The organism is Methanoculleus thermophilus (assembly GCF_001571405.1).
Classification (GTDB): domain Archaea; phylum Halobacteriota; class Methanomicrobia; order Methanomicrobiales; family Methanoculleaceae; genus Methanoculleus; species Methanoculleus thermophilus.
This window is the reverse complement of record NZ_BCNX01000007.1, coordinates 40,958-59,762: the sequence shown is the minus strand read 5'-3', so window position 1 is coordinate 59,762 and position 18,805 is coordinate 40,958. Positions and strand designations below refer to the sequence as shown.

19 protein-coding genes and 1 tRNA gene are annotated in these 18,805 nt (G+C 57.2%); 9 read left to right on the top strand and 11 right to left on the bottom strand.

The genetic code is table 11. From position 1 onward, the window contains the following. Positions 1 to 188: 188 nt before the first annotated feature. From modA to MCUTH_RS06085, 4 genes are all read left to right on the top strand, one after another. Positions 189 to 1,007, top strand: a complete 819-nt coding sequence (modA, locus tag MCUTH_RS06100) for a molybdate ABC transporter substrate-binding protein (protein ID WP_066957139.1) — start codon at positions 189 to 191, stop codon at positions 1,005 to 1,007. After that, positions 982 to 1,824, top strand: a complete 843-nt coding sequence (locus tag MCUTH_RS06095; protein ID WP_066957135.1) for an ABC transporter permease — start codon at positions 982 to 984, stop codon at positions 1,822 to 1,824. Before modA ends, MCUTH_RS06095 begins: the two co-directional genes overlap by 26 nt. Beyond that, positions 1,824 to 2,543, top strand: coding sequence for a sulfate/molybdate ABC transporter ATP-binding protein (locus MCUTH_RS06090; protein WP_066957131.1), 720 nt, complete (start codon positions 1,824 to 1,826; stop codon positions 2,541 to 2,543). The genes MCUTH_RS06095 and MCUTH_RS06090 overlap by 1 nt, the downstream gene beginning before the upstream one ends. A gap of 75 nt (positions 2,544 to 2,618) precedes the next feature. After that, positions 2,619 to 3,062: a hypothetical protein gene (locus MCUTH_RS06085; protein ID WP_150468738.1), complete on the top strand. Its 444-nt coding sequence runs from the start codon at positions 2,619 to 2,621 to the stop codon at positions 3,060 to 3,062. Between the two features lie 3 nt (positions 3,063 to 3,065). Here the strand turns inward: MCUTH_RS06085 and MCUTH_RS06080 are convergent, their stop codons facing one another. From MCUTH_RS06080 to MCUTH_RS06070, 4 genes are all read right to left on the bottom strand, one after another. Then, the gene (locus tag MCUTH_RS06080; RefSeq protein ID WP_066957125.1) at positions 3,066 to 3,926 is read right to left on the bottom strand and encodes a DNA-3-methyladenine glycosylase family protein; all 861 of its coding nucleotides are present in this window, start codon (positions 3,924 to 3,926) and stop codon (positions 3,066 to 3,068) included. Between the two features lie 33 nt (positions 3,927 to 3,959). Further along, entirely contained in the window at positions 3,960 to 4,874 is a 915-nt protein-coding gene (gene nifB / locus MCUTH_RS06075) for a nitrogenase cofactor biosynthesis protein NifB (RefSeq protein ID WP_066957122.1), read from the bottom strand. A 201-nt stretch (positions 4,875 to 5,075) separates the two neighbouring features. After that, on the bottom strand, positions 5,076 to 5,198 hold the full coding sequence (locus MCUTH_RS12065) for a hypothetical protein (protein WP_263478224.1): 123 nt from the start codon (positions 5,196 to 5,198) through the stop codon (positions 5,076 to 5,078). An 85-nt stretch (positions 5,199 to 5,283) separates the two neighbouring features. Then, entirely contained in the window at positions 5,284 to 7,269 is a 1,986-nt protein-coding gene (locus MCUTH_RS06070) for a methyltransferase domain-containing protein (protein ID WP_066957120.1), read from the bottom strand. Between the two features lie 330 nt (positions 7,270 to 7,599). Between MCUTH_RS06070 and MCUTH_RS12105 the strand changes: the two genes are divergently transcribed. Then, positions 7,600 to 7,776, top strand: coding sequence for a CxxC-x17-CxxC domain-containing protein (locus MCUTH_RS12105; protein WP_083524817.1), 177 nt, complete (start codon positions 7,600 to 7,602; stop codon positions 7,774 to 7,776). A gap of 42 nt (positions 7,777 to 7,818) precedes the next feature. Then, complete coding sequence (locus MCUTH_RS11355) at positions 7,819 to 7,995, top strand: CxxC-x17-CxxC domain-containing protein (protein WP_083524802.1); 177 nt, start codon at positions 7,819 to 7,821, stop codon at positions 7,993 to 7,995. 72 nt (positions 7,996 to 8,067) lie between these two features. On the opposite strand, the gene MCUTH_RS06065 is transcribed toward MCUTH_RS11355, so the two are convergent. Both MCUTH_RS06065 and MCUTH_RS06060 read right to left on the bottom strand, forming a co-directional pair. Continuing rightward, positions 8,068 to 8,835, bottom strand: coding sequence for an ABC transporter permease (locus MCUTH_RS06065; RefSeq protein WP_066957117.1), 768 nt, complete (start codon positions 8,833 to 8,835; stop codon positions 8,068 to 8,070). A 7-nt stretch (positions 8,836 to 8,842) separates the two neighbouring features. Continuing rightward, on the bottom strand, positions 8,843 to 9,754 hold the full coding sequence (locus MCUTH_RS06060) for an ABC transporter ATP-binding protein (protein WP_066957716.1): 912 nt from the start codon (positions 9,752 to 9,754) through the stop codon (positions 8,843 to 8,845). 225 nt (positions 9,755 to 9,979) lie between these two features. On the opposite strand from MCUTH_RS06060, the gene MCUTH_RS06055 reads away from it, so the two are divergent. Then, positions 9,980 to 10,414: an SET domain-containing protein gene (locus MCUTH_RS06055; RefSeq protein WP_066957114.1), complete on the top strand. Its 435-nt coding sequence runs from the start codon at positions 9,980 to 9,982 to the stop codon at positions 10,412 to 10,414. A gap of 522 nt (positions 10,415 to 10,936) precedes the next feature. Here MCUTH_RS06055 and MCUTH_RS06050 read toward each other — a convergent pair. The 5 genes from MCUTH_RS06050 to MCUTH_RS06030 all read right to left on the bottom strand — a co-directional run bounded on the left by MCUTH_RS06050 (position 10,937) and on the right by MCUTH_RS06030 (position 14,812). Continuing rightward, complete coding sequence (locus tag MCUTH_RS06050; protein WP_066957111.1) at positions 10,937 to 11,446, bottom strand: hypothetical protein; 510 nt, start codon at positions 11,444 to 11,446, stop codon at positions 10,937 to 10,939. Positions 11,447 to 11,689: 243 nt separating this feature from the next. Next, positions 11,690 to 11,763 (bottom strand) — tRNA-Val (locus tag MCUTH_RS06045). 152 nt (positions 11,764 to 11,915) lie between these two features. After that, positions 11,916 to 12,863: a methenyltetrahydromethanopterin cyclohydrolase gene (gene mch / locus MCUTH_RS06040; protein ID WP_066957108.1), complete on the bottom strand. Its 948-nt coding sequence runs from the start codon at positions 12,861 to 12,863 to the stop codon at positions 11,916 to 11,918. A 117-nt stretch (positions 12,864 to 12,980) separates the two neighbouring features. After that, complete coding sequence (locus tag MCUTH_RS06035) at positions 12,981 to 14,126, bottom strand: ORC1-type DNA replication protein (protein ID WP_066957715.1); 1,146 nt, start codon at positions 14,124 to 14,126, stop codon at positions 12,981 to 12,983. Positions 14,127 to 14,200: 74 nt separating this feature from the next. After that, a complete protein-coding gene (locus tag MCUTH_RS06030; protein ID WP_066957103.1) occupies positions 14,201 to 14,812 on the bottom strand; it encodes a hypothetical protein in 612 nt (203 codons plus the stop codon). 353 nt (positions 14,813 to 15,165) lie between these two features. Between MCUTH_RS06030 and MCUTH_RS06025 the strand changes: the two genes are divergently transcribed. Together MCUTH_RS06025 and MCUTH_RS06020 are read left to right on the top strand one after the other, a co-directional pair. Next, the gene (locus tag MCUTH_RS06025) at positions 15,166 to 16,722 is read left to right on the top strand and encodes a hypothetical protein (RefSeq protein ID WP_191092831.1); all 1,557 of its coding nucleotides are present in this window, start codon (positions 15,166 to 15,168) and stop codon (positions 16,720 to 16,722) included. A gap of 316 nt (positions 16,723 to 17,038) precedes the next feature. After that, the gene (locus MCUTH_RS06020; RefSeq protein ID WP_066957100.1) at positions 17,039 to 18,694 is read left to right on the top strand and encodes a hypothetical protein; all 1,656 of its coding nucleotides are present in this window, start codon (positions 17,039 to 17,041) and stop codon (positions 18,692 to 18,694) included. Positions 18,695 to 18,805 lie beyond the last annotated feature (111 nt).

Below are 18,805 nucleotides of genomic sequence, written 5' to 3'. Positions count from 1 at the left end.
AATCGGGTGACCTGCGTTTGTGCAGTATCGTCTGATACTCCTACCTCACCCCTGTTTGGGCGGCAGGCCTGCAGATATTGCGTACATTTTTATGCTCTGCAGTTTCGTAAACCAAATCTCGTTAATTTGGGCTTAAATCAGCTAAATTAAATATATTGGGCCGCAATTCTCTTACGAGTGATGCACATATGATAAGAACATCCCGGGTAGCTCTTGCTGCCATATCTCTGCTGATGGTCGCCGGTCTCCTGGTCGCCGGGTGTACGACCACCTCCGCACCCGAGCAGACGACCCTGACTGTCTTTACGGCCGCATCGCTCACAGGAGCCTTCACGGATATCGGCAGAGCCTACGAGGCGCAGAACGAGAACGTCAAGGTCGAGTTTGTATTCGACGGCTCACAGGCGCTCCGCACCCAGATCGAACAGGGGGCGAACGTGGATATCTTTGTCTCTGCGAGCACAAAGCACATGCAGGCCCTCCAGGACGGCGGGTTCATGGTGAACAGCACCGTGACACCGTTCCTTGAGAACAATCTCGCCCTGATCGTCCCGGTCGACAACCCGGCAGGGGTCACGGGTCTTGCCGACCTGAACAAATCTGGTGTAAAACTCGTCATCGGCACAAAGGACGTCCCCTTCGGGGACTACACCCGGCAGATGCTCGATAAACTGGCTGCAGACTCCGCATATGGCCCGGCATACCGGGACGCCGTGATGGCAAACGTTATCTCCGAGGAGACGGCGGTGAGCTCCGTGGTGCCCAAGCTCGCGCTCGGTGAGGCGGACGCGGCGATCGTCTACAAGTCGGACGTCTCCAAGGACGACCTCGAGAAAGTGATGCGGATCGAGATCCCGGCCGTGTACAACGTCAAGGCAACCTATCCGCTCGGTATCCTTGCGGAGTCGCCGAACAAGGCCGAGGCAGAGGCATTCATAGCATTCGTCCGGGGCCCGGACGGCAGCGCCATTCTGACTGAGTATGGATTTGACCCGATCCCTGCCTGAGCGTGAGGCCTTCGCCTCCGGCAGCCGGACGCGGTTTGGGAGGGTGACACTTGCCCTCCTCACTGCCGTCCTCCTTGGGATCTTTCTCCTCTTCATCACGCTGCCGGTAGTCTCGCTCTTCCTGCGCATATCGCCGGAGGCGTTCCTCCGCTCGCTCGGCGAACCGGTGGTGCTCGACGCTCTCGCGCTCTCCCTCATCACCGCGGCGGTGAGCACGGCGATCGTTGTCCTCTTCGGGACGCCGCTTGCCCTGGTGAACGCCCGGCGGGAGTACCGCGGCAGGGAACTGGTCGACACCCTCACTGATCTCCCTATAGTCCTCCCGCCAGCGGTGGCGGGCATTGCGCTGCTGATGGCGTTCGGACGCCGTGGAGTTATCGGGCAGTACCTCGATATCTTCGGCATCCATATCGCCTTCACCACGCTTGCGGTCGTAATTGCTCAGGTCTTTGTCGCCTCGCCGTTTTACATCCGGCAGGCGAAAGCAAGTTTCGAAGCGGTCGACCGCCTCTACGAGGATGCTGCGCGAACCCTCGGAGCATCGCCCGCGACCGTCGCCTTCCGGATCACCATTCCACTCGCGTGGGGCGGGCTCGTCTCCGGGGCAATCCTCTCCTTCGCCCGAGCGCTTGGAGAGTTCGGCGCCACGATCATGTTCGCCGGGAACTTCCAGGGCAGGACCCAGACGATGCCGCTTGCTATCTATACGACCATGCAGGGCGATCTCGACGCCGCAATCAGCCTTGCCATCATCCTCGTGATGATATCGTTTGCGGTGATTGCCGCGGTGAAGATCGCCGCCAGGAGGAGGTACTGATGCTTTCCGTCCACGTCACAAGACACCTCCGGGACTTTACCCTCGACGTCGCGTTCTCAGTCCAACCCGGTGAAACCCTCGTCCTTATCGGCGAGAACGGAGCGGGCAAGTCCACGGTACTGAACCTGATCTCAGGCATCCTCACCCCCAAGAGTGGAAAGATCGTTCTCGGAGACCGGACACTCTACTCGGATGAAGAGCGGATCGATATCCCCGCCGAGAACCGAAATATCGGCCACCTCTTCCAGTCCTACGCCCTCTTCCCGCACATGACCGTCTTTGAGAATGTGGCGTTCGGTCTACGGTGCAGAAAGGTCCCCAAAGCCGAGATAGCCAGAGTCGTAGCGGAGCAGCTCCGCTCGATGAACCTTGCCGATCTTTCGGACGTCAACGTCGCCAGGCTTTCGGGTGGGCAGCGGCAGCGAGTTGCCCTCGCCCGGGCGCTGGTGCTCGATCCCGAACTCCTCCTCCTCGATGAACCGCTCGCCGCCGTCGATATGCGGGCTCAAGGAGCGATGCGGAAAGAACTTCGCGACCGTCTCCGGAACGCCGGCATCCCCTGCATCGTCGTCACTCACAATCTCCGTGATCTTCTCGAACTCGGCGACCGTGTCTGCCTCATCGAGGAGGGAAGGGTGGCGGCCCTGGGAACGCCGGAGGAGGTGCTTTCGATGCGGGATAACGAGTTTATCGCGAGTTTCACCGGATTGGAACAATAATGACTTTATGGCCCGGGCGTCCACTTCAAGTCATAGCCGGAGGCCGCCATGCTCCCGGCTCCTCGGATGATGACCATGAAGATACGCGGATACGCTCTCCTCCTCGCACTGCTCGCGGCGGTCTCTCTTGCGCCCGGCTCGGCTGCAGGGGAGATCTCCATCAATTACTCGTTCAACGAGTCGCACGCGGAGATACACCAGCAGATGCTTGAGCGGAACGCATCCTTCGGCGAGTATTATGAGCAAGTCTGCCCCGAGTACCTGGAGAGCATGCCCCCGGATGTGAGGGCGCATCTCTATAGCACGACGATGGCGCGGTACGGAGATCTCGCTTCCGGCAGGGAGTTTGTGCCGCCCCTGGAGATAGGAAACGTCGCCATCACCACCGCCTCGCCCGTGATCTCGGTCTTCGGAGTGCCAGTTGCCCTCGTCACCCTCGGCCTTGCCGCCCTCGGTATCCTCATCCTGCTCACGGGAGTCTTGCTCGTCCGGGAGCGGCTCCGCGACAGGAACAAGTGAGTGTCACTGTACCCGGCGTGCCGGGCCACGAGCGCAGTAGAGGTACTCCTGGGCGTACCCGGCATACTCCCCGAAATAGCCTTGCGCAAACCGCCGGATCCGATCGTAGTCTGCCGGGGTGCACTTCCTCCCGGCGAGGTCGGGGAGGTAGGTCTCCGCCACGATCCGGTGGATCCAGACGTCGACCGGGAACGCCTCATAGAACCCGAATCCAAAGAGCAGCACACAGTCCGCCGCCTTCGGCCCGACGCCCCGAAGGTGCATCAGGGCCTGCCGCGCCTCCTCGAACGGGAGGGCTGCGACCCGCTCTGCCCAGTTGGGGTTTTTGCTCGCAAAGCAAGCAGCCTCCCGGAGATAGTCCGTTCGGTAGCCGAGTTTACATTCCCATAGGTCCGCACGGGTGCACGGAGCAAGTGCGTCAGGCTCCGGGAACGCGTATGCCGTGCCGAAAGGTCCGTCTATCGGCTCCCCGTAGCGCTCCGCCATGAGGGCGACCCGACGCTTCACTGCGGGGATGTTTGTGTTCGTGGCGCAGATGTATGAGGCCAGGCACTCCCACGGCGGCTGCGTCACAAGCCGGAGGCCGCGGCACTCCTCTATGGCGGCGCTGATTGCAGGATCACGGTCGATTGACGAGAGGATGGAAGGAAGATCCTGATCGAGCCGGAAGTAGTCGCGGATGAACTCCGTATCCGCCCCGAAAAACGTGAGCCGGTTTGCATCCTGCCGTATCCGGATTGCCCGGCCGTCGACGACGCCCTGCCACCACCTGCCTACCTTCTCCCAGCGGAAGGCCTGCCCGCAGGAGAGTGTCAGATCAAGGTCAAACGGCTGGTCGGGCAAGAGATCGATCGTCGTTGTCATGCCCGGGGTGTCCGGCAGGTAAAAAGAGGTTGCTTATTCTGCCTTCTCATTCTTCATCTGCTGGTAGACACAGGACTGAATGTCCTGGCCGAGTCTTCCGATGGCATCCGCCCGGCAGCGCGCGCAGTGGCGCATCTGCTTGATATACGGAGCGCACCGGTCCTGCATCTCCCGCTTCTCTTTTGGTGTTGGCGGCGTGATCCCGGCAAACTTATACTGCGGGATGAGCGGTATGACGTTGAACGTGAACGCCCCCATCTCTCCGACCTTCTTTGCAATCTCGGGGATATGCTCATCGTTGATTCCGGGGATGTAGACGGTGTTAATCTTGACAAACATCTTCTTTGCAACCGCCATCTCGATCCCCTTCAGTTGCTGAGAGAGGAGGAGTTCGGCTGCTTCCCGCCCGTAATACTTCTTTCCCTTGTAATCGACCCAGGAGTAGATCTTCTCGCCGATTGCGGGGTCGATCGCGTTGAGCGTGACCGTAACGTTCCCGACGTCGTATTTGGCGAGTTCCTCGATCGACTCCGGGAGCACAAGACCGTTTGTGCTGATGCACATGATCAGATGTGGGAACTCCTCGTGGACCAGCCGCAGTGTCTCAAACGTCTCGGGGTTTGCGAGCGGCTCGCCCGGCCCTGCGATGCCGATCACTTTTACATACGGGTGTTCCTTGATGACGTTTCTCGTGAGTTCCAGCGCCTCCTCGGGGGAGAGGACTCTGCTTGTTACGCCCGGCCGGCTCTCGTTCACGCAGTCGAAGTCCCGGATACAGTAGTTACACTGGATATTGCACTTCGGAGCGACGGGCAAGTGGCACCGCCCAAAGGCGTGGCATGCCTTGTCGGAGTAACAGGGGTGCTCGCTGATCTTGCGCAGTTGCTCTGGATCGTAGGGGACCTCCCTGCCCTGGACCGTCGCGGTCCGATACGATTCATCGGCCATATTACGTGATCTATCTGTCAGGGGACGTTATATACTGATGGGTATCTGCGGGTTGATGGTGCCTGCACCCTATGGCTTTCGCCCACCCATACAGATGTGCCGATGTTCCCTGATCCAGACCAAGGGTGAGGCGGATCTCGGGCCGGATGAGATTGACCGGGAAGAAACCGAGGTGGCTATGGTGCTCCTGGGTTTACACCATCAGCCGTCGGAAGTTGGCGCGCATGCGGCAAGCTTCCCGCTTGCGGCCCCGAGGGCCGCAACAAAGAGGACTGCCCGCATTGCTGTTTGCCATCCGACCAGGATCATCTCCTGCAGGCTCATCCGTATCCCGTCAAGGGGGGATCAATGCGTTCGCAAGGGTTGGTTGAGCAGACCGCCCTTAACCCTGCTCAAAAATAGAGGCCGATCAGGCCTCCTCACGGTCGAGATCGAGCGAGAGAGTCTCCTTATCGCCCTCTTGTGCCACCTTCTCATGATCCATCCCGAACCGTTCCTCTGCAGCTTTGAGGATCCGGCCGAGCATCTCGGGGTATGATATGCCCGCATATTTTGCCATCTTTGCGAGATGCCCGTCCCAGCACCAGCCGGGATTCGGGTTGACCTCGAGAAGTTTCGGATTGCCGTGTTCGTCAAGACGCCAGTCGAACCGGCAGTAGTCACGGCACTTCAGGCGTTCAAAGAGGGCGATGCAGCACCGCACAATCGCTTTCTCGGTCTCTTCCGGAAGTTCTGCAGGCCGTGAGACGATCATCCCATACGGCGAGTCAGGGAGCCACTTTGCTTCATAGCCGCAGATCCTGGGAAGATCCGGAGGCAGTGCGGAGTAGTCCTCTTCTGTAATAGGCAGTACTGTGCAGCATCCCGGAGGGTTCCCGATGATCCCTACACTGATATCCTTTCCAGTAAGGAACTCCTCGATAAGAAGTGAATGGTCGTATCCCATCTTCGCCCGCAGTGAGTTGATGATGTCGGCGAGCTCTTCAACGGAATGGGCGATGCTCTTTTGGGTGATGCCGTATGAGGAATCTCCTTCGTTCGGCTTGACGATCACCGGGAAATTTATCCCGATATCGTAAGTCCGGTCACCCGGGGTGATGAAGCAGGAGTCCGGCACCGGGATCCTCATCTCTCTTGCGACACCGTGTACAAGCGACTTATCGTAGCAGAACGCAAGCGCTTGCGGCCCGGAGCCCGTATACGGTATACCGAGCATCTCAAGAAGTGCCGGCACATGAAGTTCTTTTCGGGGGTCGTTGTTGAAGCCTTCATCGCAGAGATTGAAGACGTAATCGATCTTCCCTTTCAGTCTCGTGAGATCCTGGAGCATGGTCTCGTGCCGGGAGAGGTACGTGAATCGGTATCCCGGAAGCTCCCGGAGAGCCGCCTTCATCTGGTCGATGGTGTAGAAGTCGTCATCATCGAAGGTGCAGGAGGGTTTCAACGCGTCGGGTCTGGACGGGTCGCCCAGCAGCACCACGACGTTCTTTGCCTTCTTCTGCCCTCTCGTCTTCGTTGACGACCACTCTTTCCTTGTGACCGCGGTGACGATATAGCGGCGCTCCATCATGCCGAGGTCCTGGTTCCGCTGCGATTCCGTGGCGATCTCGTGGAAGGTGATGGAGGAGAATCCTGCCCGTTCCAGGAGCCGCCGGAGCGCGTCGGGGGTGTAAAGGCGCTCGGCATAGAACTGGTCGGCTACGACGCCCTTGTTGACGTCGGTGATCACCTCTCTGGATATCAGGCGCTGGGCATCGAGCGAGAGCGACCGTTCGCGGCAGACGAACATCGTACGGTCGATCCACTCCCATGACCTCGGCTGGAAATGCTCTTTTAAGTACTCGCCGTCGGCCACATCCAGAAGCACTCGCCCCCATGGTTTGAGGATGCGCCGCAACTCAGTAAGAATCCGCAGGTCTTCCTCGACAGAGTCCAGGTAACCAAAACTGTTCCCGAGAACAAGGACGACGTCGTAGGTGTCGGTGCGATACGGCAGCCGGCGCGCATCTCCCTCACGGAATCTGACAGAGAGCCCCTCCTTCTTTGCAGTCGACCGGGCCCGCTGGATCAGGTAGTGCGATTGGTCGAGACCTTCGGCGTTATAGCCCCTGCGCGCGAGTTCGAGCGTGTGTCTTCCCTGGCCGCAACAGAGGTCGAGGATCTTCTGATCCGGCTCCAGATGCAGGATCTCTATTATTCTATCAATCTCGCTGCTGGTGATCCGCTGGTCGTCAACGACGTCGCCATCGGTCTTTAAGTAGAGATGGTTGAAGATACCCTTCCACCAGTCGGGTTTCACGTGCTCTTCAAGATTCGGGACAGGACCAATTGTCCGTCTGTGGTTATTCTTCTGTCTACTATCCGGGGGTTCGTCCGTGTGAATATCGTCTGTCATGCTGGGCCACTCACCCTGTTCCCATAATCTGGGAGGAAATAGCAATTCGTTCGGTTGTAAAAGAGAAATGGTTTAACGTGTGCCATATCTGGATGATCATTCGGTAGGATAGTATCGATAAAAGGGTTATGCCGCAACTTTCTCCATCCGTGGAAATGCCCGAACTACGCTGTTCTTTCATTCTACAGATGTCCCCCACGCGCCGGGGCCGCGGATACTGCATGGATGGGTGCACCGAAGTTGCAGATCGTTGTTGGGTTTTATGAGACGCACTTATATATGCAGGCAGGTAGTCTGTATGTGTGCAGATTATCTGCATGGTTGAATTATATGGATGAAAGATTTTCTGGCAGGGGCCCCCGTTCATACCAGGACCGCCCCCGCGAGTTCCACAAGGCAGTCTGTTCCGACTGCGGCAAGGAGTGCGAAGTTCCATTTAAGCCAACGGAGGGTCGGCCCGTCTACTGTCGCGACTGCCTTCCAAAGCACAGGAAACCCCGCTTTTGAGTAGTTTGTTCGAATAAAGTCATTAATGTGAGTGAAATTCCGATGGAAGAGAGATTTTCTGGCCGGGGTTCCCGTTCATACCAGGACCGCCCCCGCGAGTTCCACAAAGCAGTCTGCTCCGACTGCGGCAAGGAGTGCGAAGTTCCTTTCAAGCCGACGGAGGGTCGGCCTGTCTACTGTCGCGACTGCCTTCCAAAGTACAGGAAACCCCGATTTTAATCCCTTTTTTTCAGCTGACGTTGTTCTGCGGTTGTGCAGACGCGCTCCGTGAATCCTTCTAACGTGAGAGAGTTAGACGATCAGCCTCCTTCGCATCAGCCTGATAGCGAGAAGAAAGAAGAGCAGCGTCGCCACGGCAATCCAGGCGAGACTGAAGAGGTTGATCGGCGAGAATGCAGCGAGGGTGATCGCCCGGTTGACGCTGACGATATGCGTGAGCGGGAGGGCGGCAAGGGCGAAGTACTGGACCGGCTGCGGCAGGAGGTCGAGGGGAAAGAATGTCCCTGAGAAGAGAAACATCGGGGTGATGAAGAGGAATGACGGATAATTCAACGCATCGATGCTCGGCGTGATCGCCGTAAAACACATCGCTATCGCCGCAAAGAGAAGACCGGCAAGGAACGCGAAGGGAATGAGGAGCAAGGATGAGGGCATGGCCACGACATCGAAGATGACGAGCACCGGGAGCATCAGCGCCGCATAGATCATCCCCCTGGTCGCGCCCCAGAGCATCTCCCCGGCGATCACCTCATCGATGCTGACGGGTGTTGCGATGATGGCGTCAAACGTCTTCTGGTAGTACATCCGGACATATGACGAGTAGGTGCACTCAAAGAAGGCCGAATACATCACCGATATCGAGACGAGGGCCGGTGCGATGAAGACCGGGTACGGTATGCCGTCCACAGCCTCTATGTAGGTCCCAAGCCCAAACCCAAGTGCCAGGAGGTAGAGCACCGGCTCGACGAAGGGTGGGATGAAGTTCACCCGGTAGGTTCGAAGAAACGCATCCCAGTTTCTCCGCCAGACGCTCCATACCCTGCTGCTGATCTCGACCATCGTCTCTTCACTCCCGCAGGCTCCGGCCGGTCAGCCGCAGAAAGACATCCTCGAGAGTTGCGGGGCGGACCGTCACCGCCGCTTTGTGCCGGCAGACCTCGAGCAGGTCGCGTGCAATCTCATGGGGGTTATCCGTGAAGACCTGGACCACATCCCCGGCAAGGTCGTAGTCCACGCCGAGCTCGTCCAGGCGAGCGACTGCCGTCTCCACCCGCTTGACCTCGACGACGTCGCTTCCGGCATGTTCCCGGATGAGGTCCGCCGGCGCCCCCTCAACGAGGATCTTCCCGTGATCCATGATCACAAGCCGGTCGCAGAGGCGTTCTGCTTCGTCAAGGTAATGTGTGGTGAGGACGAGGGTGTTACCTTTCGCCTGCAGGTTCCGGAGTTTCTCCCAGATCAGGTGCCGTGCCTGCGGGTCGAGCCCGATGGTGGGCTCATCGAGTATGAGCAGTCTTGGTTCGTTGATGAGTGCTCGGGCGATGATCAGCCGGCGTTTCATCCCGCCGGAGAGTTTCTCGATCAGGACATCCCGTTTCTCCTCCAGTTGCATAAACGCAAGGAGTTCTTCGGCTCGCCGCTCCGCCTCATGCTTGGGGATACCAAAATAGCGTGCATAGACCAGCAAATTCTGGTAGGTTGAGAAATCCGGATCGAGGTTGGTCTCCTGAGGCACCACGCCGAGGCGGCTCTTGATCTCCTGCTGGTGAGTATCCACGTCCATGCCAAAGACCTCGAGCGTTCCGCCGGTCTTAGGGGAGATGCACTGGATCATCTTCATGGTCGTCGTCTTTCCTGCCCCGTTGGGGCCGAGAAACCCAAAGACTTCTCCCTCCCTGACACGAAAGGAGATACGGTCGACCGCAACAAGGTCTTCAAACCGCTTCTCGAGGTCCTGCGCTACGATGATGTCGCCGATTCTCTCTGCCTCCTGATACGCTGTGGGGTCGTGCAAGTACAACACTCTTTCGCTTAATGGCCCTGCTCCCGGGTTGGTGCGGGACCTACTTTCCGCGCAGGCGGTTGGTGTTCTTGATCCCTGGGCGATTTTGCCGGGATCTCAATCCGCCTGGCTGAGCCTTGCGCATCCCTTTTACACAAACAAAACCCACCACTGTACTTCGTACGCAGTTACAGCGATACCATGACGGATAATGTTGCAGAGATGGGCTGGGCTATCTACCCTTCCGATTCCGTGTATATCAGCTCGTCGAGCGGTCGTGGACGGGGCGTCTTCGCCCGCAGGAGGATTGATGCCGGTGAGCTGATCGAGGTCTGCCCGGTGATCGTGCTTGGTGGAGCAGATGATCAGAAACTCCTTGACCAAACGCGCCTCTTTGACTACTACTTTGCCTGGGGGAAAGACCCGGAACTTGCCGCCGTGGCGCTGGGTTATGGGTCTCTCTACAATCACTCCTACCATGCAAATGCAGATCATATCTGCGACGTTCCCCGGGGGGAGATCCGCATCTATGCACATCGGACCATAGAGAAAGACGAGGAGATCACCATCAACTATGGCGGCCGGCCGGACTGCCCTGACCCGGTCTGGTTCGACGTCGTGGGAGAGGATGGGTAACTCCTCTCCTGCTAAGCCTCTTTTCGCCCCGTAATCCTCTATCAGGCACTGAAAGCGCGATCTCCTGTAGGCCTTGGGCATGCTCATTCGGTTTCTACCCGGACATCACCCAGGTTGCCTGCGATATCTCTCCCGACATCGGATGGTGGCGATCGGTCTTGATGGAGACGCGAGCTCAATGGTATCCGGCGCTGGCGGTTGGATGCGGTGTGCCAACCCCTCCGGGCCGCTCCAGTGTCTGCGTCTAAATCTCCAGTGGAAATTGTGGGGTTTGCGATAATCTCTCTAAATTTTTGAGATCCTCTCCTCACTCCATACCGGCAGCCAACTCTCCTAACCTCTCTGCTGACCGTATGGACCGCTCAGAAATGGTCTTTGTTTCGGACCATCTCCAGGGATTCGTGGGCAATTTGGGACTCTCTCAAAAAGCCTCTGGAGTGTGGGGCTATGAGTGCGAAAGGTATGGTTTGAAAGCTCCACGCAGTGCCTGGATGAGCCGTGTTGGTCGGTATCATACCTACCCTATCTGCGGATAATCAGTTGCACCTGCTTGGTCTGGACGATCCCCTCCCCGGTTGCTCTCACCGTGGCGTCCACTGTCGTTGTGGAGACGAAAGGCGGGAGATCAGGGGTTATGACCATATATGTGACCGGCGGGTAGGATGGGGAGACCGTGCCGAGGTCCCTGGTATCGCGGTACGCGCCGTCGAGAGCCGTAGCAGAGACCTCAATCCTGACGGGTGCGGCGAAGCCGTTCTCGGGGTGCACCGTGAGCGTGAAGTTGACCGGATCTCCGGGCCGGGCTGTGACGGTTGTGGGCGTCACGCTGATGGAGAATGTACGGGGGGCCGTTGTTGGTTCCGATGCCTCTGTCGCGACCGGTATCCCTGATGTTGGGGTCGGAGACGGGCCGGTCAGCCCTGGAGAGGGAGGTGCGCCCCCGTCTTGGAGGGTAATGTAGACGATGACGGCACCGGTGAGTATGATACAGATGATGACCGCGATCAGAAGAGATGAGACCTCTCGCATCATGGCTCCGGCACCTCAACGTCCCGGGGTATGGGCATAGCGGCTGCCGGTCTATTTATGTGTTGCCGCCTTGCGTGGAAAAAGGTGGGATTTTCTCAATCGGTGGCAACCATGACCTCGGTCGACTTGACCATGGCATAGATTGTGACCTACACCCCGGGCTAGGGGCTGTCACACTTCCCTGAAGACCGCATGGTGGATCAAAAACGATCGAGATGACCCTGCCGCTGCAGGGCCATACTGGAATGGGCCTGCCCGGATTCGAACCGGGGATCTTCGCCGTGTAAGGGCGACGTCATGACCAGCTAGACCACAAGCCCGTGGATGCTCTATAGTGTTTCGCATCGTAAGGGATAAACGTTGTTGCCCTGTCAGGGGTTTCATCGCGCTTTCGCGGTGTTCAGGGGGTATGGATAACTCTGAAGCAGGTGCTATCTTGGGCGGGATGAGATCTCCCGCGTCAAAAAAATGGTTAGATGAATCCGAAGGACTTCAGCGTCACTTCGGGATTGACGGCTCCCACGTGGTAGACAACACCCTCGGAGAGCTCGTTGATGACGACCTCGGCCGGAGAGAAGAGCGAGGTGTCGATCTGGTAGAAATCAAAGTTGGCTTCCTTGAAGATATCGTAGAACGGTTTTCCGTACCCCTTGGATTTGTTGCTTGGGATCTTCTCAAGGTAGTCCTTGATCTCTGGGGCGTTCATCGTCAGCATGATGCTGCCATGGTAGATCGTTGCGTCGTTGGTGCTCCCCATCGCCTTCGTGCCGTCCTTCTTGACGGGGGCAATCGGGGCGTGGCCGATACCGGCGGTGATCTTCTTCGTGTCGAAGCCGAGTTCGTTTAACTTGTAGACTGCTGTCTCGACGCAGCGCCCGGCGACCTGAACCGAGCCGACAATCGATGCCGTGGGGGCGACGACCGCGCAGGTGTTTGCCACATCCACATTGCATGCCTCGGCGATCTTCTCCATCACACCGGCGTTCGGGAGGTGGTCGCTCTCAAGACAGATGACCGCGTAGTCGAACTCGTCTTCGTAGTCGATGACCTCGTAGGTATGCTTGGGCTTGAGCGAGAGCGCCCGTGCAGGGCCGCTGCCCATGGCAAAGTACTTGTTGACGTTGATCGTCCAGCCCGCCTTCTGGGCGCCAAGGCATGCAATGGCCGGAAAGTCTGTGCTGACCTCGATGAACGGGATTGGGACGTCTTTGATCCGGCCCATTGTGATGTTAACATCACCGAGTCCACCCAAACAGATCTCGGTGAATTGCTTTCCGGCCCGGTATCCGCCGGGAGTACTGACGCCGCAGTCTATAATGCGTGCGCCGTTGTCGAGCTCATGGGGGACGGCATGGAATTCCTCGGCATATTCGAAGAGTTCCTCAAAAATATCCAGTGCCAGTTCATTCACGCTGAGCATGTGGAAAACCTCATCAGAGTACAAGCGGTGGCAGAACAGATAAGGGTTATCAATCGGTTGCGGATAGCGGGATATATCACCCGCCTCCGAGGCAGTCGAAGGTGGGTTATGAAAGGCTTATGACGCTGCTGTCTGCTCCAATCCCAGTTGCTCCAGCACACGCTTGGGATCATAGCGGAGGCTGATCAACCGGGTCCGCCCCCGACCCTGGCGATAATGGAGGTTTAAGAGGCGCATTGCGTCGAATTTCCTGACCATCTCGTAGTATTTGGTGTAACTGACGCCAACTTTCTCTTTGACGAAACGGTAGACATCACCGGCGTTCATCTCCTGATCACGGATCGACATCTCGGCAATTCTGCCGAGCACCTTCTTCTCTTCCGCTTTAAGCGCCCGGATCGAGTAGGCCAGATGCAGGTACCGCGAGACCTCATACGCCTTGCAGATATCCTCCCGCTCGATTGAGCGACGGGCCGCTTTCTCGGCGTTCAGGGTCGCCCGCTTCAAAAGGTCGATGCCGACCCGGAGGTCGCCGCTCTTCATGGTCTGCTCAACCACGAGGTCCAGCATCTCGCGCCGGAGAACATTCGGGTAGAGCCCCTGTATGACCCGCTCTTCGAGGATGGCACGGATCTCCCCCTCCGAGTAGGGGGGGAAGTATATCTCGGTGGGACGGAAGACCGACGCCACCCGGGCATCCACCTCGCTCTGCAGGCTGACGGACATATCGCTGACGATGGCGATAACACCGATCCGAACCCCCGGATAGGTCTCATGAGAGCGGAGCAGGGGATAAAGAACCTGGTTGATCTCGTTTTCATAGAGGAGATAGTTTGCATCATCGAGCGCTACAAGGAGCACCTGCTCCTCCCGCTGAAGGTGTCGGGCTATGGCGTCAAAGACCTGTTTGAAGGATGTGCCGGATGCTGGAGGCAGGTGGCCGGTTATCCGTCGGTAGATCTGAGAGAAGATGGCAAACTTGGTGTTGTCGATCTGGCAGTTGATGTAGACCGGGACCAGTTTCTTTGTCGCCTCTTCGATCTCGGCAAAGATCTTCTTTACGCTTGTCGTCTTCCCGGTTCCCGGGAGGCCCCGGCAGATGGTGTTCTGAGGTCGGACGCCCCGCAGGCCCGGCCGTATCTGGAAGGCGAGCTCCTGCATTTGAGCATCGCGATGGTTAAACTGCTCAGGGACGTAATCGATCTCGAAGACTTCGGGGTCCCGAAAGAGCGTCTCATCCCACATGAGCAGGTTCCTCTTCATCATACAATCCTCGGATATTGTAGTATTTATAACCTCCAGGTTGTGATATCCTCATTGCGCAATCAAAAATGGGTTTAGGGCTGTTCCATGCATTTCTTGCAGAGCGTCTTGCTCATGAAAAGTTGGGAGAGCTTTGCCTGGGATTTCGTCACTTCTGCCCCGCATAATTCGCAGACGTCACCTGCCGGTGCAGCTGCCGGCTTACCTTCCGTTTGCTCCGGTTTTTCTGGAGCTTGTTTCTGGTCGGGCTCTGGTTTTTGAGCAATCGGGGCCTTCTCCTCTGAGGTTTCGGGCGGTTTTGGAATATTCGCAGGTTGCGGCTGCTCCGGGGCCGGCGGAATAGCCGTCTCAATGACCTCCACCGGGGGACAGGAACTCTCCTTTTGCTGTTGCGCCGGCTCACCCTTCACCATCGTCGGTGCTGTCGGGATGGCAGGTTCTACCTCTGCGGCCGCTTTCGTCTGCTCTGCGGGTTTTGCTACCAGGACACGCCTGCGGTATGCATCCACCCGTTCGGCGGTTGCCGGATCGCCACGCCCGAGCCGGGCAAGTATCCCGTCAAGGAACGCGATAAGGTCGTCCACATCCTCGTGAGTCTCTACATCTCCTTCGACCTCGAGGCGGAGGTTTTCATAATTCTCGAGGTTGACGGTGATCCCGATGGTGACTTCCTTCTTTCCTGACATATATTCTAATAAATATTGTATTCCAATATATACAATTCCACCGGCGCCCTGTATCGGCCTGCCATTCGGTCTCTCCGGTCCTCGATCTTTGCTCCTGCAGTGGAATCGATCTTCGTAGTTGATCATCTATTCTGTAGAATTAAGAACCCTCCAAAGTGTTCACATAATTCTGATCCCGGCCGTCAGGTGAGCACACGGGACCAATGGAGATTTCTGTAGAACTGAGCGAAAACCAGGTTCGTGGTTGATGTAATGGCCGATTTGTCTGCCCATTGATTTTTATATCCCTATTGCTATACTGGGTGGAGCCCGGTGGCTATGCCCGGTAATCCATACGTTATCCAGGGAGCACAATGATCACCTATCTGCATGCCTGGCTGGCAGAACCAGCCCGGATACACGCCGCTGGCAAATGCCGATCAATCTCCCTCCTTATCGGTATAACTCTCAGTCTCCTGCTTGTCCAGGGTGCTGTTGCCGTACCCACAATACTGTATGTTGCGGCAAGCGACGGCAACCCCGCATCAAAGGCGCAGGCCAACTACACCTGTGACGGCTTCGATGACCAGGTGGAAATTCAGATGGCGCTTTCCGCCCTTCCGGACGGCGGTAAGGTTGTCCTTTCAGATGGCACGTTCAACTGCTCAGGAAGCATTGCCCCGACGGCAGGAACGACGCTTTCCGGCCAGGGACCGGATGCCACAATCATATTGTTTAGCCAGAACGGGAGGCTCAATCTCTCACAGGTGCGTGTTACCTTGGATGGTTTTCGCATCGAAGGGACCGGCTATAAAAATCTGAGCACAGAAACGACTCTTGATCTCAGCCAGTGGCTTGGCGTGCTTACTATCTATGCAAGTCACGCTCGTATCTATAATGTCACCGGTACGGCTGACTCAAGTATACAGGCGGTCTTCCTCCTGCTCCACGACCCGAATGTCTACGCTCCTCCTCTCGAGGATATCGAGTTCGTAAACTGCAGGGCCGTGGATCCCGAGACCTACGGGTTCCTTCATAACGCCTGGGGAACGGAGAATACGACGATCCGCGATGTCCGTTACGAAAGCTGCCAGGCAATCAACTGCGGTAGAAACGGGGCGTTTAATCCTTGGGTGACCGGCTTTGACTTTGCAGAGTTAAACAACATCGAAGGTCTTTGGGTGAGCAACTGTTCTGCTGAGGGAAGTCTGGAGTCCGGATTCCATTTTGAGTGGGACCCGGTGAAGCGGGACTGTGTCCTCATCAACTGCTCAAGTCGGAATAACGGAAATAAGCCCTGTCCCGAGACGTATCGTATCGGCGACCCGAGCATCTTTGGATCCGGCTTCTACCTCCCTGGAGGTCAGGTCTCTCTGATAAACTGTCATGCCGAAGGTAACAGTATGTTCGGTTACTTTATCGTCAACCCAAACGGTATGCTCCTCTACAACTGTACCGAGAGCAGCACCGGGCGCACCCGGATTGCAGACCTCCCTGTAGCACCCATATCGTACTGTATCCTCCAGTCGATGCCCATTTCCGAGAACCCATCCCTTGTCATGGAGCACTGCAAGAGCGCTGACTCCGGTGGCTGGGGTATCTTCGTCTGCGGTACGGAGAATGCCCTTATCCGGAACTTCACCATGACGAATCCGGCAGGTGTCGACGGCATCGGGTCGATCCTGGGATGCCCCTCCGGAACCCTCCTGGTGAACTCAACGATCGATGCGGGTGTCTCTAACTCAACTATCGATCTCTCCGCGTCGGGAGGAGGACTGGAGACGTTGCTGTACATAGCGAACAATAGAAATGTCACATACTCCGGGAGGATTGTCTCTGATGCCGCACACCCTGTTCTGGCTGAGGACGATGGGGCTTTGGGTGTGGATCTCTCAAGGCTTGAGGTGTTACCGGCGAACAGTACCGAATAGATGCGTAGACTATTCCAGGTGCTCCTGTTCCGCAAGCGCCGCAGACCATAGTGAAGGATACCTCCTGGTCCAGAGATGCCGCTGTTCCTCACTATCGCTATCGAGTCGCCTTTATTGGTGAGGATGTGCCGGGCGACCGCTCCTCCCCACTGAAGTGGCTGCCCTTCTGCCTGTTTCCTTTCTAAAACCTTAAATGGTACTTGGCTATCATAGGGTATACGTCAGGCAGAAGACGCCGGGACTTCTCTTGGTCCCGCGATTAGACGGCCATGGCGCCCTGACGACGCTGAACGAGTAATGGGTAGGTCATAGTTCCATGCCAACGAGACTGCATCTGGGAGCCAAAGAGAAGCGCATTCTCATTGCCATCGCGTTCCTGGTGGCTGTAATCGGTGCTGTTGTGCTGTTTATGCACTTCTTTCCGCCGGTCCCAAAACCCCCCCCTCTCCCTCCCTCACCGATCACACCGATCCCCACAACACCGGTGGTGCCCCCGGAGGTCCCCGGGCCGACGGTCGTTGTCGCGGCAAGAGATAGCAGCCCTGCCTCAAAGGCCCGGGCTGATATCCACTGTGATGGGACCGATGATCACCTCGATATCCAGAGGGCGTTCGAGCGTCTGCCATCGTCGGGCGGCACGGTCGCCCTGACCGAAGGTACGTTTAATTGCGCCGGGAGTATCTACCCGCGTGCGGACTCCATGCTCCGTGGGGAAGGTCCTGATGCGACGTTCCTTGAGTTTACCAAAAATGGACGGCTTCTCGTCTCCAATGAATCAGTCACTCTCTGTAACTTCCACATACGGGGCACCGGTTATTCAGGAACCGGGAAAGAACCCTGGCTGGGTGTGCTCACCATTTACGCGAGCCACGCAAAGATCCTTGGTATCGAGGGGACAGCTGATGCGAGCACCCAGGCGGTCTTCCTCCTGCTCCACGACCCAGATATCTATGCGCCGACCCTTGAGGATGTTGAGTTCATCAACTGCAGGGCTGTAGACACCGGAACCTACGGGTTCCTCCACAACGCCTGGGGCTCAACGAACAAGGTGATCCGAAACGTCCGCTACGAGAACTGCGAGGCTATCAACTGCGGCAAGTTCGGGCAATTCAACCCCTGGGTGACCGGATTCAACTTTGCAGAGTTAAACGATATCGAGGGTCTTCGCGTAACAAACTGCCTTGCGGAGGGGACCCTGGAGTCCGGATTCCACTTTGAATGGGAGCCCCAAAAACGCGATTGCATCCTTGAGAACTGTATCAGCAAGAATAACGGGCAAAAAGCCTACCCGATGAAACCCTACCGGGAGGACGACATGTCAACCCACTACTTCGGGTGCGGGTTCTACGCTCCCCGTGGTGATATCACCTTCATCAACTGTTACTCCGAGGGGAACAGTCGGTATGGGTTCTACGCAACGAACGGCGGTAAACTCTACAATTGCATCGATCGAAATGTCGGTGCTGGAAAGACTGACTATCGGATCGTCCAGCCTGCATCGTTTTACGCCGCCCCAACCCAGTCAATAGCCCCGTCCCTGGTGCTTGAGAACTGTTCGAGTATCGACTCAAACGGCTATGGCCTCCAGATTGACCTTGCAAGTGATGTCTGGATTAGCGGTTTTCACCTTATAAACCCCGCCGGAATCGACGGAAAGGCAACTAATCTTGGGGGCTCCTACGGGGGACCGCTGGCGAATTCGGTGATTAATATCTATGCGTCGGGAGACCGGGCTGAGACGTTGATCTGGGCCAGAAATAATGAAAATGTCGAATATTCTGGCCAGATCATCTCAAATGCCCCAAAGCCTTTTGTGATTGAGGGTGATCGTACCCGGGCAGTTCGAATTAAAGATATGGAGATTGTCTCCGCAAGTCTCGCGCCTTACTCGAATGGCGTTATCCTCTCGAATTCGGTGCCTGCCGGTGCGGTGACCTTTGAGAATGTGGCGGTCACCTCGAGGACGCAATAGACTGTGCGGTATTGTTTTGGGGCGTCGAGCCCCAAGAGAACTACTTTTTTCTTGTCTGACGGACCCCTCCTGTTCCGGGCGGCCTCTCCCTCGCCATGATGCGGCAGGGAT